This is a genomic window from Aeromonas dhakensis (assembly GCF_000820305.1).
Lineage (GTDB): Bacteria > Pseudomonadota > Gammaproteobacteria > Enterobacterales > Aeromonadaceae > Aeromonas > Aeromonas dhakensis.
The window spans coordinates 1-14,875 of the sequence record NZ_CDBH01000015.1 but is presented as its reverse complement, the minus strand read 5'-3'; the positions used below and the strand labels follow the sequence as shown (position 1 = coordinate 14,875).

At 64.7% G+C, this 14,875-nt stretch carries 14 protein-coding genes and 2 tRNA genes; 10 read left to right on the top strand and 6 right to left on the bottom strand.

Annotated elements, in window-relative coordinates; all coding sequences use genetic code 11:
* Positions 1-47: 47 nt before the first annotated feature.
* Both BN1143_RS01140 and BN1143_RS01135 read right to left on the bottom strand, forming a co-directional pair.
* Positions 48-1,433, bottom strand: a complete 1,386-nt coding sequence (locus BN1143_RS01140; protein ID WP_042049344.1) for a DEAD/DEAH box helicase — start codon at positions 1,431-1,433, stop codon at positions 48-50.
* 160 nt (positions 1,434-1,593) lie between these two features.
* The gene (locus BN1143_RS01135; protein WP_010634097.1) at positions 1,594-2,070 is read right to left on the bottom strand and encodes a glutathione peroxidase; all 477 of its coding nucleotides are present in this window, start codon (positions 2,068-2,070) and stop codon (positions 1,594-1,596) included.
* A 265-nt stretch (positions 2,071-2,335) separates the two neighbouring features.
* On the opposite strand from BN1143_RS01135, the gene BN1143_RS01130 reads away from it, so the two are divergent.
* Positions 2,336-2,944 (top strand): 2OG-Fe(II) oxygenase, encoded by a 609-nt coding sequence (locus BN1143_RS01130; protein WP_019838799.1) that lies wholly within the window; start codon positions 2,336-2,338, stop codon positions 2,942-2,944.
* 200 nt (positions 2,945-3,144) lie between these two features.
* Entirely contained in the window at positions 3,145-4,134 is a 990-nt protein-coding gene (locus BN1143_RS01125) for a D-alanine--D-alanine ligase (RefSeq protein WP_017783977.1), read from the top strand.
* A 62-nt stretch (positions 4,135-4,196) separates the two neighbouring features.
* Here the strand turns inward: BN1143_RS01125 and BN1143_RS01120 are convergent, their stop codons facing one another.
* The gene (locus tag BN1143_RS01120; protein WP_042049343.1) at positions 4,197-4,610 is read right to left on the bottom strand and encodes a VOC family protein; all 414 of its coding nucleotides are present in this window, start codon (positions 4,608-4,610) and stop codon (positions 4,197-4,199) included.
* 167 nt (positions 4,611-4,777) lie between these two features.
* Here BN1143_RS01120 and BN1143_RS01115 point away from each other — a divergent pair, with 167 nt between their 5' ends.
* Both BN1143_RS01115 and BN1143_RS01110 read left to right on the top strand, forming a co-directional pair.
* A complete protein-coding gene (locus tag BN1143_RS01115; protein ID WP_042049342.1) occupies positions 4,778-5,542 on the top strand; it encodes a tRNA-uridine aminocarboxypropyltransferase in 765 nt (254 codons plus the stop codon).
* 207 nt (positions 5,543-5,749) lie between these two features.
* Entirely contained in the window at positions 5,750-6,529 is a 780-nt protein-coding gene (locus tag BN1143_RS01110; RefSeq protein ID WP_010634092.1) for a TSUP family transporter, read from the top strand.
* A 65-nt stretch (positions 6,530-6,594) separates the two neighbouring features.
* On the opposite strand, the gene BN1143_RS01105 is transcribed toward BN1143_RS01110, so the two are convergent.
* Entirely contained in the window at positions 6,595-7,458 is an 864-nt protein-coding gene (locus BN1143_RS01105) for a LysR family transcriptional regulator (protein ID WP_042049341.1), read from the bottom strand.
* 52 nt (positions 7,459-7,510) lie between these two features.
* Positions 7,511-8,428 (bottom strand): DMT family transporter, encoded by a 918-nt coding sequence (locus tag BN1143_RS01100; protein ID WP_042049340.1) that lies wholly within the window; start codon positions 8,426-8,428, stop codon positions 7,511-7,513.
* A gap of 166 nt (positions 8,429-8,594) precedes the next feature.
* Between BN1143_RS01100 and BN1143_RS01095 the strand changes: the two genes are divergently transcribed.
* The 4 genes from BN1143_RS01095 (at position 8,595) to BN1143_RS01085 (ending at position 12,218) form a co-directional block, all read left to right on the top strand.
* Positions 8,595-9,482: a helix-turn-helix domain-containing protein gene (locus BN1143_RS01095; protein WP_042049339.1), complete on the top strand. Its 888-nt coding sequence runs from the start codon at positions 8,595-8,597 to the stop codon at positions 9,480-9,482.
* A gap of 61 nt (positions 9,483-9,543) precedes the next feature.
* On the top strand, positions 9,544-9,666 hold the full coding sequence (locus BN1143_RS22835) for a hypothetical protein (RefSeq protein ID WP_254902163.1): 123 nt from the start codon (positions 9,544-9,546) through the stop codon (positions 9,664-9,666).
* A gap of 77 nt (positions 9,667-9,743) precedes the next feature.
* Complete coding sequence (locus tag BN1143_RS01090) at positions 9,744-11,381, top strand: ATP-dependent endonuclease (protein WP_042049338.1); 1,638 nt, start codon at positions 9,744-9,746, stop codon at positions 11,379-11,381.
* A 117-nt stretch (positions 11,382-11,498) separates the two neighbouring features.
* Positions 11,499-12,218, top strand: coding sequence for a hypothetical protein (locus BN1143_RS01085; protein WP_017780170.1), 720 nt, complete (start codon positions 11,499-11,501; stop codon positions 12,216-12,218).
* 82 nt (positions 12,219-12,300) lie between these two features.
* Here the strand turns inward: BN1143_RS01085 and glgX are convergent, their stop codons facing one another.
* Complete coding sequence (gene glgX, locus BN1143_RS01080; protein WP_042049337.1) at positions 12,301-14,364, bottom strand: glycogen debranching protein GlgX; 2,064 nt, start codon at positions 14,362-14,364, stop codon at positions 12,301-12,303.
* A 196-nt stretch (positions 14,365-14,560) separates the two neighbouring features.
* Here glgX and BN1143_RS01075 point away from each other — a divergent pair.
* A tRNA-Met gene (locus BN1143_RS01075) sits at positions 14,561-14,637 on the top strand.
* Between the two features lie 92 nt (positions 14,638-14,729).
* Positions 14,730-14,806 (top strand) — tRNA-Met (locus BN1143_RS01070).
* Positions 14,807-14,875 lie beyond the last annotated feature (69 nt).

Here is a 14,875-nt window from a genome sequence, read left to right as displayed (position 1 = left end):
AACCGCCCTCGGGCGGTTTTTTGTTATGACGGGTTCAGGACGGCCTGTTACTCCTCGTTGGAGTTGTCCTGATAGTCGTCGCGCTGGGCCTTCGGCAGGCGGCGCATGGGGGCAAAGCCGATATCCTCGCCCACTACTTCCCGCTTGCGCGCCGGGGCGGGCTTCTTGCCGCCATCGCTCTTTGCCTTGCTCTTGCCTGCAGCGGATTTGCCGTTGCCGCCCTTGGCATTGGCGGCGCCACGGGCGCGCGGCGGATTTTGTACCGGCTTGCTGCCCGGCAGGGTCTGCCGGCTCGGTTTGCCGCTGGGCTCATAGCCGTCCAGGATCTCGACGGAGAGGGATTGGCCGATAAGCGCCTCGATGGCCTTGAGCTGACCCAGCTCGTCCTGGCTCACCAGCGAGATGGCCTCGCCGCCACGACCGGCGCGGCCGGTGCGGCCGATGCGGTGGATGTAATCCTCCGCCATCTGGGGCAGCTCGAAGTTGATCACGTGGGGCAGCTGATCGATGTCCAGACCCCGGGCGGCGATGTCGGTCGCCACCAGCACTCGCACCTTGCCCTCGCGAAAATCCGCCAACGCCCGGTTGCGGGCACCCTGGCTCTTGTCGCCGTGAATGGCGACGGTATCCAGGCCATCCTTTTGCATCTGCTGGGCGAGCCTGTCGGCAATCTGCTTGGTGCGCACAAACACCAGTACCCGCTGCCAGTTGCCGCGGCCAATCATGTGGGAGAGCAGCTCGCGGCGCCGTTCCCGGTCGACCTGGATGATGCGCTGGGTCACCTGTTCGGCGGCGGTGTTGCTGGGGTCGACCTCGATCAGGGTCGGGTCGTTCAGCAGATCGTCCGCCAGCGCCTTGATGTCGTCCGAGAAGGTGGCGGAGAAGAGCAGGGTCTGCCGCTCGGCGGGCAGGGCTTTCATGATGCGGCGGATGTCGTGGATGAAGCCCATGTCGAGCATGCGATCCGCCTCATCCAGCACCAGCACTTCCAGCTCGGTCAGGGTTAGGGCGCCCTGGGTCAGCAGATCCAGCAAGCGGCCCGGGGTGGCCACCAGGATGTCGATGCCGAGCTTGATGGCGTCCAGATTGGGCTTGATGCTGACACCGCCGTAGGCGATCAGGGTGCGAAACGGCAGGTGGTGGGCATATTTGATGATGCTCTCGCCCACCTGGGCGGCCAGCTCGCGGGTCGGGGTGAGCACCAGGGCGCGCACCTGACGACGGCCGCGGCCATGGTTGGCCAGCAGCCGCTGCAGCATGGGCAGGGTGAAGCCGGCCGTCTTGCCTGTGCCTGTCTGGGCGCCGCCGAGCACGTCCTGCCCGGCCAGAATGGCGGGAATGGCTTGCTGCTGGATGGGGGTTGGCTGTTCGTAACCCAGCTCCTTGACGGCCCGCAGGATGTGCGGGGACAGACCCAGTTCGTTGAATGACATGTTCGAGAGAGACTCCTCTGGTGAGCCTTGGGCTCAGCGGGTGACCGGCGCACGGGGCCGGCCACGGGATGAAAGTGATAACGGGGGCGTAATATAGCAAAAGCGCGGCCGCTGCGCAGTAGCTGTCGCACCGGCCGCTCAATTAGGCAGGTTCAGGCAATCAGAGCAGATCGCGGATGGGGGCGACCAGGTTTTCCGGTTTGGTGGTGGGGGCAAAGCGGTCCACCACCTGACCGTCCCGATCGATCAGGAACTTGGTGAAGTTCCACTTGACGTTCTCCAGCCCCAGCAGACCCGGCTTCTCTTTCTTGAGCCACTGATAGAAGGGGTGGGCCTGTTCGCCGTTGACCTCGCACTTGGCCATGATGGGGAAGCTGACCGGATAGTCGAGGGAGCAGAAACGGGCGATCTCCTCGGCATCGCCCGGTTCCTGGTGGCCGAACTGATCGCAGGGGAAGCCCAGGATGACCAGCCCCTCGGGCCCCAGCTCCCGATAGAGTGCCTCCAGCCCCGTGTATTGAGGGGTAAAGCCGCAGCGGCTGGCCACGTTGACCACCAGAATGACCTGACCCGCGAGGGAGGCGAGCGGCAGTTCGCTGCCGTCGAGGCGTTGCAGAGTGAGTTCGGGCAAAGACATGAAAGACTCCTTTGAGTGGGGCCCATTCAGGGCACATTGCACCACGTTAACGGGGGCGGCGGCGGGGAGCAAGCCGGAGTGTTCCCTTGCTGGGAGCAGATTGAGTGCGCCGGATCACAGAGTGGCGATCGGGTCGAGATAATGGGGGGCTTGGCGGCCCGGATGGCGTATTGATGGTGGGACTTCTCAAGAGAAGCAAACCGGTTTGTGTCTTGGCCGGGAAGTCGCTAAAAAGCGCCCTCTTTCCACTTGTTGCGAGTCAATCTTGGACTATCAAGCCGTCATGGACGCCATATACACCCGGGGATGGGTGATAGTGGATGATTTTTTAACCGCCGCCGAGGTGGATGCCCTCAGGGCCTGTCTGCCGGACGAGTGGCGACCGGCGGGGATCGGCCGCGATACCCTGCATCAGGACAACCGCGACATTCGCCGGGATCAGATCCACTGGCTCGACGCTTCCCTCGGCGCGCCGGTGGCCGACTACCTGGCCCGGATGGAGGCGCTGCGGCTGGCCGCCAACCGGATGCTGATGCTCGGGTTGTTCGACTACGAGGCCCACTTTGCCCGCTACCGCAGCGGTGACTTCTATGCCACCCATCGCGACGCCTTCGCCGGGCGCTCCAACCGCCGCCTCACCTCGGTGTTTTACTTGAACAACGACTGGCAGCCAGAGGCGGGCGGGGTGCTGCGCATGTACGGTGACGACGAGCAGTTTCTGATGGACGTCTCCCCCCGGGGCGGGCGACTGGTGCTGTTTCTATCCGAAGAGTTCCCCCACGAGGTGCTGCCCGCCAACCAGGAGCGTTACAGCATCGCCGGCTGGTTTCGGGTCAACGGCAGCGGCAATGGCCGGCTCGATCCGCCGCGCTGAGCTCTTTTCATCCAATTTCTGACACAGGCGGGAATTTTTATGGCTCTTGTCGGCGGATGGGGCGCCCATCGGCTGACAAGGCTCGATCTCCCTTGCTACACTGGCCCGCACTTATCTTCGTATCTGGCTTCGTCCGGTTTTAATGCGGTTGGGTTTTAAATGGTGATGGCGAAGCCGCTTTTCCCAAGGGATCACATCTAATGAAGAACATCCATGTCTTGCTGCTGTGTGGCGGCGGTGGCTCCGAACACGAAGTCTCGCTGCGCAGTGCCAATTTCCTCGAAAAACAGCTCTCTCTCCTGCCCGGCGTGGAAGTGACTCGGGTCGAGATGTTTGCCGACCGCTGGCTCAGCGCCGACGGCCGCGAGTGCAAGCTGGGGCTGGACAAGCTGCTCTCGTTCGACAGCGTGGCCCGTCCGGTGGATTACGTGGTGCCCTGCATCCACGGCTATCCGGGTGAGACCGGCGATCTGCAATCCTTCCTCGAGTTGGCCGGCCTGCCTTACCTCGGCTGCGACGCCGAGGCGAGCAAGGTGTGCTTCAACAAGATCACCACCAAGCTGTGGCTCACCGCCCTCGGCATCCCCAACACCCCTTATCTGTTCCTGACCGAGCAGGGCGAGGCGAGCCTGACCGAGGCGAAAGCGGCGCTGGCCAAGTGGGGCAAGGTCTTCATCAAGGCGGCCTCCCAGGGCTCTTCCGTCGGCTGCTACTCCGCCAGCAACGAAGCGGATCTGGTGAAGGGCATTGCCGATGCCTTCGGTTACTCCGAGCAGGTACTGATCGAAAAAGCGGTCAAGCCGCGCGAGCTGGAAGTGGCGGTCTACCAGTACGGTGATGAGCTGGTGGCTACCTACCCGGGCGAGATCTGCGTGCCGCAGGACAAGTTCTACACCTATGAAGAGAAGTACAGCAGCGCCAGCCACACCGAGACCGCGCTGCGTGCCGAGGGGCTGAGCCAGGCCCAGGCCGATGCCATCCACGAGTATGCCCTCAAGGCGTTCCGTCAGCTCAAACTGACCCACCTCTCGCGCATCGACTTCTTCCTGACCGAAGAGGGGGAGATCCTGCTGAACGAAATCAACACCTTCCCGGGCATGACCTCCATCTCCATGTTCCCGAAACTGCTGGAGCATCACGGCCACAGCTTCGCGCACTATCTGGAGCAGATCCTGCGCAAGGCGGTCTGACGGCTTGCCGAACGTGACAGAGGGGCCCGCGGGCCCCTCTGTCGTTGTTGCGGTTGGCGATGTCACATGGGGTCGGGGGTGAACAGCCAGATGTGCGCCCCTTGCGGATCCGCAATCAGGGCCATGCGCCCGACCCCCGGGATGTTCATGGCGGGCACCACCACGGTGCCGCCGTACTGGTTGACCCTGAGCACCCTGGCATCTACGTCATCCACCGCGATATAGGTTGCCCAGTGGGGGGGTACGCCGGCCATCTCGGGATTGCCCCGGGTAGACTGCACGCCGGCGATCGGCCTGCCATTGGCAACCAGCATGGGGTAGTCGCCGCCTTCCATCGTCATGGTCTGGCTCTCCCAGCCGAGCACCTCGGTGTAGAAACGGATCCCGGCCTCGGCATCGGGGAGATAGAGCTCGTGCCAGGTGAAGGTAGTGCCTTCGGCCAGGGCGTGCTCGCGGGCAATGTCTTGTTCTGCCATCGTCGTCCTCCTGTGTCCCATGCGTGGGTGCATGGATTGACGACCAAGTATCAAAGAGGCGCGGCATCCCGGCTTGCCCCAGATGGGGGGCCTTGCTGCGCAGAGGGCGCACCGTTACAATCTGCCCCCTTTTTGTCCTGCCAAAGGCACCGTCAGAGCCGCGTTCCATGAAGCCAATCCCCGATCACGCCGTCAATCGCCTGCGCATCTGGCGCAAGAGCGTCTCGACCCGACCCTTCCTCGCCCGTGGCGGCAGCGTGCCGCGCTGCGAAGCCTGCCAGCTGCGCCACGACTGGTGTGCCTGCGAGTGGCGCCCCGAGCTCAAGGCGGAGGCCGGCTTCTGCCTGCTGATGTACGACAGCGAACCGATGAAACCCTCCAATACCGGCCGCCTCATCGCCGATGTGCTGCCGGATACCACCTGGGCATTTCTCTGGTCGCGCACCCAGCCCCATCCCGAGCTGCTGGCCCTGCTGGCGGATCCCGCCTGGCAACCCTATGTGGTTTTTCCCGCCTGCGAGAAGGAGCCGGCCCGGCTCACTTCTGTGGTGACCCCGGTTCCCGGCAAGAAGCCGCTCTTCATCCTGCTGGACGGCACCTGGCCCGAGGCGCGCAAGATGTTCAACAAGAGCCCCTATCTGGACGGTTTTCCGGTGCTCTCCATCAAGCCGGATGCGCTCTCCACCTATGGCATGCGAGTGGCCCACTGCGACGAGCACCTGTGCACCGCCGAGGTGGCGGCCTGCGTGCTGGAGGTGGCCGGCGAGCTGGCGGCGGGACAGACGCTGCAGCTGTGGTTCAATCTCTTCAGCAGCCGCTACATGGCGGGCCGGGTCAGCCGGGCTCTCGGCGAGGATGAGGCCCATCTGCAGCAGGCGCTGGCCGACATCAAGGCCGATGGAGTGACCTGCTGCGCGCCCGACGCGGCCTGATCAAGACGGGCGAGGGGATCGCACGCGTGCCAGCCACGCCATGGGGCGGTTGACTGATGAAAATCAGGAATCAATTGCCTGCCACCGTTTCGTTGGCGTCATGAGCCAAGCCCCATTAGGATAGCGACCTGCGGTGTTTATCAGGCTCATGGCGAGCCTGCGCTGTGCGGGCCTTTGCGGGCCCCGGTCAATTTCGCGAGGCGATGGATGGAACTGGAACTCTTTACCCTGCTTGCCCTGTTTGGCGTGGCCCTGGTGGCCGGCTTCATCGATGCCATTGCCGGCGGCGGGGGCCTGCTGACGGTGCCCGCTCTGCTCGCCACCGGCATGCCGCCGGCCCTGGTGCTTGGCACCAACAAGTTGCAGAGCAGTTTCGGCTCCTTCTCCGCCACCTGGTTTTATGCCCGCAAGGGGCTGCTGGAGTGGGCCATCATCTGGCCGGCGGTCATCTGCACCTTCATCGGCGCGGCCATCGGCACCCTGGCGGTGCAGACCATAGATGCCGCCATCCTGGAGCGGCTGCTGCCCTTCCTGCTGATGGCGTTTGCCTGCTACTTCTACTTCTCCCCCCGGGTGAGCGATGCGGAGAGCCAGCGTCGCCTCACTCCCATGGCATTCGCCCTGCTGGTGGGCGGTGGCGTGGGTTTCTATGACGGCTTCTTCGGGCCGGGCACGGGATCGTTTTTTGCCATCGGCTTCGTGGCCCTGGCGGGCTTTGGCATGGCCCGGGCCACAGCTCACACCAAGCTGCTCAACTTCACCTCCAACATCGCCTCCCTGCTGTTCTTTACCCTGGGGGGAAAGGTGGTGTGGAGCGTCGGTTTGTGCATGGCGCTGGGGCAGTTCATCGGGGCCCGCATGGGCTCCAAGCTGGTGCTCAAGAAGGGGGTCAAGCTCATCAAGCCGCTGCTGGTGACCGTCTCCCTCTTGATGTCCGTCAAGCTGGTGTGGAGCCAGTATCCCGAGCTCTTTGCCTGGCTGGGCTGACGCCTTGCACAAGGGAGAAGGGATATAGAGAGGGCCCGATCCGCTGGATCGGGCCCTCTTGTTTTTCAGCTCTGCGCCGTCAGCTGCCGGAAATGGGCCTGCAGGGCCTGCACCAGGCGGGCGATGCGCTCGCGCTTGAGGCTGTTTGGCCGGTAGACCAGGTGGAGCGGGCGCCCCAGCCCCGGCAGGGGGCGGGCCCGTGTCCCTTGCTCACCCACCAGGGCCAGCAGGCCGGCCGGCAGCAGCACGGGGCCAATGCCCGCCTTGGCCAGCTCGATCAGCGCCAGGTAGGAGTCGAGCTCCATGGCCGGCGTCAGGCCGAGGGCCGCCAGCGGCTCGCGCAGGTAGCGGTTGGAGGGGTTCTCCAGATCCATGGTCAGTATCCTGCGCTCCCCCTCCTGATCCCCGATTCTGGCGTCCCCCTGATCATCGCCCACCAGATAGAAGGGCTCCTCCAGCAGTCGTTCGGTGCACAGGCCGTGCCCCGGTGGCAGGCGCCCGGCGCAGATGCCGAGCAGGGCGTCGCCGCCACGCACCCGGGCCAGGATCACCGGCGTGTGGTGGGTGGAGAGGGCGATATGGGGATCACGCTCGAGGTAGTCGTGCATGAAGCGGGCGAGGTAGCCCGCCAGCAGGGTCTCGGAGCAGGCGACGGGCAGGGGAGTCTGGTCGGTGAGGATCTGGCTGTCCGTCAGCACCCCCTTCATCTCGGCCAGGCTCGGGGCCACCCGGGTGAGCAGTTCCCTGGCCTGGGGAGTGAGGCGGGTGTGGCGTCCATCCGGCTCGACGAGCTTCTTGCCGAGGCGCTGCTCCAGCTGGGCGATGCGCTTGCTGACTGCCGACTGGCTGATATAGAGGCGGCTTGCGACCTTGGCCATGGTGCCCTCGCTCGCCAGCAGGCAGAGTGTCTCCAGCCCTTCCAGTAACATGCTCTCTCCCGTCCTCGTCTGTTGAAAGCGGTTACCTTAGGGGCTGGTGGCATCAGGGGCAAGTACCGTTTGTAGCCCGTGCCAGCGGCCAGCGCCACGCCTTGACGGGCGGGGCGAAGATCACCAGGTTGCCGATGAGGCTCACCACCACGCCGACCACCGACACCGTCTGCCAGACGAAGCCTTCATAGAAGGTGGAGAGGGTCAGCGCCACCAGGGGGAAGAGCACGGTGGCGTAGGCCGCCTTGCTGGGGCCGATGCGCCCCACCAGGGTGAGGTAGGCGGTGAAGGCGATGACGGAGCCGAAGATGGCCAGATAGACCATGGCCGCCAGGTAGCGAGGATCGGTGGGCAGCGTCAGGGACTGACCGAGTACCGTGACCCAGCCCAGCAGCAGCGCCACGCCGTAGACCATGCCCCAGGGCACCATCTGCAGCACGTGATAGCCCTGGCGCTGGCCCCGGGCCGAGACCAGGTTGCCCAGGGAGAAGCAGAGGGTGCCGGCGCAGGCAAACAGCAGCCCCTTCCAGCCGTTTGCACCGAGTTGCGCATCCACGAGCACGGGCCAGAACAGCAACAGGGTGCCGAGAAGCCCCAGCAAGGATCCTTGCAACCAGCGCAGGCCGGGTCTTTTCCCCTCGAACAGCCAGAGGTTGAGGCCGTTGAAGATGCTGGCGCTGGCGAAGATCACCGCCGACATGCCGCTCGGGATATAGAGGGTGGCGTGGTAGAAGCAGAGAAAGTTGGTGGAAAAGAGCAGGGCGCCGAGCAGGGCGGCGTAACGCTGGCCCGCCCAGGGCAGGCGCGGGAAACGGCCGCTCGCCGTGAGCAGGGTAAACAGCGCCAGCGCCGCCAGGGCGAAACGATAGAGCACCGAAACCTCGATGGGGATGGGGCCGAGCTGCCAGGCGATGGCGATCCAGGTGCTGCCCCAGATAAGGACGGTGGCAAGATAGAGCATCAGGTTCATGGGGTATCCGGTGAGATGAGAACGACATGGGATCAGCATGCAGCGGGCGGTGGTGGCGGGCTTACACCATCTTGCGGTTTTTTACGGGCAGCCGAAGCCTTTGCCGCCGCGCCGCGTTAAGATGGCGCACAGGGGCCATAGGCAAGCAACAAGAGGAACAGAGCGGGTGCTGCAGACTAAGCTGGCGGGAGTATTCGATGCACTGGTCAGCACGGGCGCGCGACTGGAGAACGCCTGCTGGCTGGAACCTGGCCTTGGCGTCGCCAGCTGGCGCAACTGTTACGATCAGACCCGCTATCACAAACCGGGCCACCATACCCTGAGCGTCTACTTGCAGGGGGGCGAGCAGACCGAGCGGCTGGACGGTCCGGGTGGCCACGGCGGCACTGGCAAGGTGTGCATCATGCCGGATCACCACAGATCCGAGTGGCTGGTGCGCGAGGAGTTTCGCTTCTTCCACCTCTACTTCACCCCGGCCCACCTGACCCGCATCGCCGAAGAGGTGTGCGACAAGGAGGGGCGCCACCTGCTGCTGGAGGACAAGACCTTCATCGACGATCCGCTGGCCGCCAGCCTGGTGCAGGGCCAGCTGATGCAGCTGGACTGGCAGCATCAGGTGGACAGGATGGCGCTCTCTCACGGCGCCTGGATGCTGATGCTGCACGCCTATCGCCACCACACCCGGGAGGCGCCACCGCTGCCCGAGGTGCGCGGCGGGCTGGCACCAGCGGTGATCCGGCGGGTGCAGGAGTACCTGCTGGCCCATCTGGCGGAGCCTGTCACCCTGGCCGAGTTGGCACAGGAGGCGGGTCTGAGCGAATACCACTTCGCCCGCATGTTCGGCCAGAGCCTGGGCTGCCCACCCCACCGCTACCTGCTGGGGCTGCGGCTCAAGCGGGCCAAGCAGCTGCTGGCCGGTGCCGACTCCCTGGCCAGCATCGCCATCCAGTGCGGTTTCTCGTCCCAGGCCCACCTTGGCAACCGCTTTCGCGAAGCGTTTGGCCTCACCCCGGGTCAGTGGCGCAGCCAGCTGTCATCCTCCTGTCACAGATAAGCGGCAGATTGGTTGGCAACGAGGGGGAGCCTCGTTCCTTCAACCCGCACAGGAGATGCCCTTGAATCATCGCAAACGTCAGACTCGCACCCGCCACCTCTGGTTCAGCCACTGGAACGCCCCCCAGGGCCGCCTTGGCATGCCGACCCCGCCCGAACCGCTCGTTCCTCACAGTTCCCGCTGAAAATCGCCACGACCCGATAGGATTTTCCCGACAACTTTGCCACTATTGCGCCATCAGGATGGACTGGATATGGCCGCATGTTTCTGGAACGCATTGAAGTCAAAGGTTTTCGCGGAATAAATCGCCTCTCGCTCGGGCTGGACCACACCACAGTGCTCATCGGCGAGAACGCCTGGGGTAAGTCCAGCCTGTTGCGTGCCCTCTGGTGTCTGCTGGGCCAGGATGCCGAGCCCTACCAGTTCAGCAGCGATGACTTCCATCAGCCCGAAGATCCCGAGCTCGAGCCGGCCCGCCACCTGCAACTGGTGCTCACCTTCAGCGAGCACAGGCCCCAGATGTGCCTGCACTCCCAGCGACTGGCCCGCCTCGGCGCTGCCTGGATCAAGCACAAGGACAAGTTTCACCGGATTCACTACCGCGCCAGCGCCGAGCTGCAGAACGATGGCTCCGTCACCACCACCCACGACTTTCTCGATGGCATCGGCAAGAGCCTGGCCATCGACAATGCCCACGAGCTGGTCTGCCTGCTCATCACCATGAACCCGGTGTTCCGGCTGCGAGATGCCCGTACCGCCCGAAGCGGGGTGGAGACCCTGCAGTGGGGGGATCTCTCCGAGCTGCGGCTGAGCGAGCTGGCCGACAAGCTGATTGACGAGCCCCAGCGCATCGGCGAGCCCGAGCTCAAGGAGGCGCTGCAGGCGGTACGCCAGCTGATGGATCACTACTTCAACGCGCTGGCCCCCATCAAGAACAAGCCGCGCAGCCAGCGGGAGATCGTCAACCGCCCCATGACCCTGCGCAATCCCGGCAATCTGCAGGCGCTGCTGCGCAATGCCGACAACCGGGCGCTGCAGCTGGCGATGGCGGGCATGGCAGCCACCCTGCTGCAGGCGCGGGGCAACCGGGAGCTGGAGCAGGGGGCGCGCCCCATCATGATCCTGGAAGACCCGGAGAGCCGCCTGCACCCCACCATGCTGGCACTGGCCTGGGGCCTGCTGGAACAACTGCCTGGGCAGAAGCTGCTCACCACCAATTCGGGGGACTTGCTCTCCTCGCTGCCCCTCAACCAGATCCGCCGGCTGGTGCGCCGCCAGCAGGACATTCTCTGTCATCAATTGGGGGGCGAGCGCTACAGCAGCGACGATCTGCGCAAGATTGCCTTCCACGTGCGCATCAACCGTCCCATGTCGATGTTTGCCCGCTGCTGGCTGCTGGTGGAGGGGGAGACCGAGATCTGGCTGCTCTCCGAGCTCGCCCAGATCTGCGGCTACAGCCTGCGAGCGGAGGGGGTACGGATCATCGAGTTCGCCCAGTGTGGTCAGTCACCCCTTATCAAGGTGGCGCGCGACTTTGGCATCGAGTGGCATCTGCTCACCGACGGCGACGAGGCGGGGGTCAAATATGCGACTTCGGCGCGCTCTCTGCTCAAGGGAGAGCGGGAGCGGGACAGGCTGACCCAGTTACCGGCGGCGGACATAGAGCACTACCTCTACCACAACGGCTTCGAGGCGGTGTTCCGGCGTGAAGCCGGGGTGGGGGGGCGCTCGACCCTCAACGCCGGGCGCATCATCAACAAGGCGATTCACCATCGCAGCAAGCCGGGCATGGCGCTGGCGGTGGTGGAGGAGGCGGAGCGGCTCGGCGGCGAGCACATCCCGCCGGTGCTGCGCCAGATGTTCGCCCGGGTGGTGGCGCTGGCCCGCGGCCAGAGCTGAGCCCTTCGTCGCAGGCTGATGTGCGGCAGGGATTGGGGATGACGGCGGCTTTGGGTATACTCGGCCCCTTCATCCGGCGCCATCGGCGCGTTCTGAATTCTTGCTGCTGGAGGCGTCATGTTCGTCCAACTCCCTTTTTGGCTCTTTCCCCTGACCGGCCTGATGGCGCTGGGGGCCCTCATCGCCCTGGGCCTGGTGCTCTGGCGCGGTGATCTCTGCCCGGGCCAGCGCTCGCGGATCACCACCCAGCTCTTCTCGGTCTGGGTGATCACCGGCCTCTCCCTGATGCTGGCGGTGGAGGCCAAGGCGGCCGACTGGCTGATCTGGAGTGGCGGCGCCGCCCTGATCCTGGGAGTGGTGCTGTCACTGGCCCAATCCCGGCTGGAGGGCAAGCGCGCCATCCCGGCCACCCTGTTCTGGCTGCCGGCGGTGCCGCTGCTGGTCTATGGCATCGGCTTGCTGCAGATCCAGGGCTGGCTTGGCGGCCTGCTGCAGATGGTGCTGCTGGGGGCGGCCTTCGCCCATCTGATGCTGCTGCGGGCCCGTCACCGTCTGCAGGCGTTCAACACCCTGTTGCCGCTGGCCGGGCTGGTGGCCGCCATCCTGAGCCTGCTCTGGCTGGCGGTGCTGGTGGGCTGGCAGGGGAGCGGCGCCGGCCTCGACGCCCTGATCCCCGGCGTACTGACCCAGGCGGCCCTGCTGATCGCCGCCCTGCTGCTCTGGTTCAGCCCGCTCTATCGCCAGCAGGAGACGGCGCCGGTGGTGGTCTCCACCGCCCTGTGCGGCCTCATCATCGCCCAGATCGCGGCGACCAGCGTGCTGCACCAGCTGGCCTGACCGACCGGCATCATGAAAAAGCCCACCCCGGGCAACCGGGGTGGGCTTTTTGCTGGCTGTTTGCGGCCCTGGTGTGCGGCCTCTAGTAGAAGTCGTCGGCGCCGCAGATGAAGAGGCAGCTGCTGCGCGGCTGGGCCAGGTACTCCCGGGTCAACCCTTCGAGCGGCATGCCGAAGGTGCTGATGTCCTCGGGCGAGGGCAGGGCGGTATCCAGGATCCGGCGCCAGTAGCCACCGACCCCCTTGGGGGGGCTTGGCAGGTTGAAGGTGAGCGGCTCCCAGTAGGCGTTGAACAGCACGTAGAGGGCCAGCCGGGTTTCGCTCGACAGGGCCGACATGGCGATGGCGTGGGAGTGGGGGCCGAAGTCCGGCTGGGCGGCGTTGACCCCGTGCCAGCAGATCTCGCTGTGGCGCAGGATCTCGGTCAGCGACAGCGGCATGCTCTCCTGCTCCGGGCGCTGGAACAGGTGCTTGCGATACTGGATCAGCTCCTTCATGAAGCGGAACATCTCCTGCCCCCTGGCATCGGGCTGCCACTGCATCCAGCAGGTGGCGTTGTCCTGGCAGTAGCCGTTGTTGTTGCCGTGCTGGGTGCGCAGCACCTCATCCCCCATCAGCAGCATGGGGGAGCCCACCGAGAGCAGGGTGGCCACCATCATGTTCTTGGCCTGACGAGTGCGCAGGGCGTTGATCTGGGGATCCTCGCTCGGCCCCTCCTGGCCGTGGTTCCAGCTGAAGTTGTGATCGCAGCCATCCCGGTTCTGCTCGCCGTTGGCCTCGTTGTGCTTGCCGTTGTAGCTGGCCCAGTCCCACAGGGTAAAGCCGTCGTGGCAGGTGACGAAGTTGATGCTCTTCTCCGGATCGGCGTGGTGATAGTGGTAGATGTCCGGACTGCCGCACAGCCGCTCCACGAACGCCATCACCGCGTTGTCATCCCCGCGCAGGAAGCGGCGCACGTCGTCCCTGAACTGGCCGTTCCACTCGCGCCAGCGGGCGCCGGCCAGGCTGCCCACCTGATAGAGGCCTCCCGCATCCCAGGCCTCGGCGATGAGCTTGATGTCGGCGATGCGGGGATCGGTATCGATGGTGCGCAGGGTCGGTGCATTGGCCTGGGGCTGGCCCGACTCGTCCCTCGACAGGATGGCCGCCAGGTCGAAACGAAAGCCGTCCACGTGCATCTCCTGACGCCAGAAGTGGAGGCTGTCCATGATCATGCGCAGCACCACCGGGTGGGCGCCGTTGAAGGTGTTGCCGCAGCCCGAATAGTTGGTGTCCTTCTGATTGGCATCGAGGATGTAGTAAGCCTCGTTGTCGATGCCGCGAAACGAGAAGGTGGGGCCATCGTCGCCCCCCTCGGCGGTGTGGTTGTAGACCACATCCAGGATCACTTCTATGTTGGCGCGGTGCAGCGCCTTGACCATGTCGCGAAACTCGGTGAGGGGATCCTCGCCGCTGGCGTACTGGGCGTGGGGGGCGAAGAACGACATGGGGCTGTAGCCCCAGTAGTTGGAGAGCCCCCTGGGGGCATCCTGGGGATCGAACTGGAACACCGGCAGCAGCTCGACCGCGGTGACGCCGAGGGATTGCAGGTAGGGGATCTTCTCGATAAGGCCGAGGTAGGTGCCGCGCAGGGCGGGGTCGACCCCCGAGTCCGGCGACTTGGTAAAGCCCCCCAGGTGCAGCTCGTAGATCACCGAGCGGGAGAGGGAGTGGGCAGGCAGCTTGTCCCCCTCCCAGTCGTAGTTTCGGGTATCCACCACCCGGTTCTTGGCGCAGCAGGCCAGGTTGCTGCCGGGGCGGGCCGCCGCCCAGCGATCGTAGTTGGCGCCCAGCTCGATGCTGCGGCCATAAGGGTCCAGCAGCACCTTGTCGGCATCGAAGCGGGTGCCGTAGTAGGGGCGCCAGGGGCCCTGGATGCGATAGGCGTAGCGCTGACCCAGCCCGATCCCCTCTATATGGATGTGCCAGTAGTAGGCGGTGCGGTTGAGGCGGGGGGAGAGGGGGATCACTTCCGGCGTGGCATCGTCGGCGCTGGCAAACAGCAGCAGTTCGACCCGACTGGCAAGACGGGCCCAGATGGCGAAGTTGACGCCGTCGTGCTCGGGTGTGGCCCCCAATTGACGGCAATGACCGGCGGAGATACGCATGATAAACCTACCCAAAACGAGGAGTTACAAACCATCTGAGTGTAGTGCGCCAGCTTGGCCCACAAGCTGCTTGCCTGAAAAAACCGCGCTCTGTTGCAAATTCCTGCGATTTATGCCGGTTTAATCTACGAATGAAGTTTTTTTAGGATATTTACTTGCAATCTGAGCGCCGGCGCCTATTATTGGCGACCTCAGACGCGGGGTGGAGCAGCCCGGTAGCTCGTCGGGCTCATAACCCGAAGGTCGTCAGTTCAAATCTGGCCCCCGCAACCATCTGAGTTCTTGCATCAGCCTTGTTTCACAATGTGTTGATAAACAAGAGAATTCGAACAGGCTACTGCTCAGCCTGAACGAAAGAATACGGACGCGGGGTGGAGCAGCTCGGTAGCTCGTCGGGCTCATAACCCGAAGGTCGTCGGTTCAAATCCGGCCCCCGCAACCAACTATTTGTGTCCATGGCAGGCAATGCCCTGCGGTGGAGACGAAGACAGCAAGGGGCAACTGCTCTGTC

What these genes read in the sequence shown, in the direction of transcription:
- BN1143_RS01140 (WP_042049344.1), bottom strand. Translation starts at nt 1,433, where the DNA reads ATGTCATTCAACGAACTGGGTCTGTCCCCGCACATCCTGCGGGCCGTC.
- BN1143_RS01135 (WP_010634097.1), bottom strand. Translation starts at nt 2,070, where the DNA reads ATGTCTTTGCCCGAACTCACTCTGCAACGCCTCGACGGCAGCGAACTG.
- BN1143_RS01125 (WP_017783977.1), top strand. Translation starts at nt 3,145, where the DNA reads ATGAAGAACATCCATGTCTTGCTGCTGTGTGGCGGCGGTGGCTCCGAA.
- BN1143_RS01120 (WP_042049343.1), bottom strand. Translation starts at nt 4,610, where the DNA reads ATGGCAGAACAAGACATTGCCCGCGAGCACGCCCTGGCCGAAGGCACT.
- BN1143_RS01115 (WP_042049342.1), top strand. Translation starts at nt 4,778, where the DNA reads ATGAAGCCAATCCCCGATCACGCCGTCAATCGCCTGCGCATCTGGCGC.
- BN1143_RS01110 (WP_010634092.1), top strand. Translation starts at nt 5,750, where the DNA reads ATGGAACTGGAACTCTTTACCCTGCTTGCCCTGTTTGGCGTGGCCCTG.
- BN1143_RS01105 (WP_042049341.1), bottom strand. Translation starts at nt 7,458, where the DNA reads ATGTTACTGGAAGGGCTGGAGACACTCTGCCTGCTGGCGAGCGAGGGC.
- BN1143_RS01100 (WP_042049340.1), bottom strand. Translation starts at nt 8,428, where the DNA reads ATGAACCTGATGCTCTATCTTGCCACCGTCCTTATCTGGGGCAGCACC.
- BN1143_RS01090 (WP_042049338.1), top strand. Translation starts at nt 9,744, where the DNA reads ATGTTTCTGGAACGCATTGAAGTCAAAGGTTTTCGCGGAATAAATCGC.
- BN1143_RS01085 (WP_017780170.1), top strand. Translation starts at nt 11,499, where the DNA reads ATGTTCGTCCAACTCCCTTTTTGGCTCTTTCCCCTGACCGGCCTGATG.
- glgX (WP_042049337.1), bottom strand. Translation starts at nt 14,364, where the DNA reads ATGCGTATCTCCGCCGGTCATTGCCGTCAATTGGGGGCCACACCCGAG.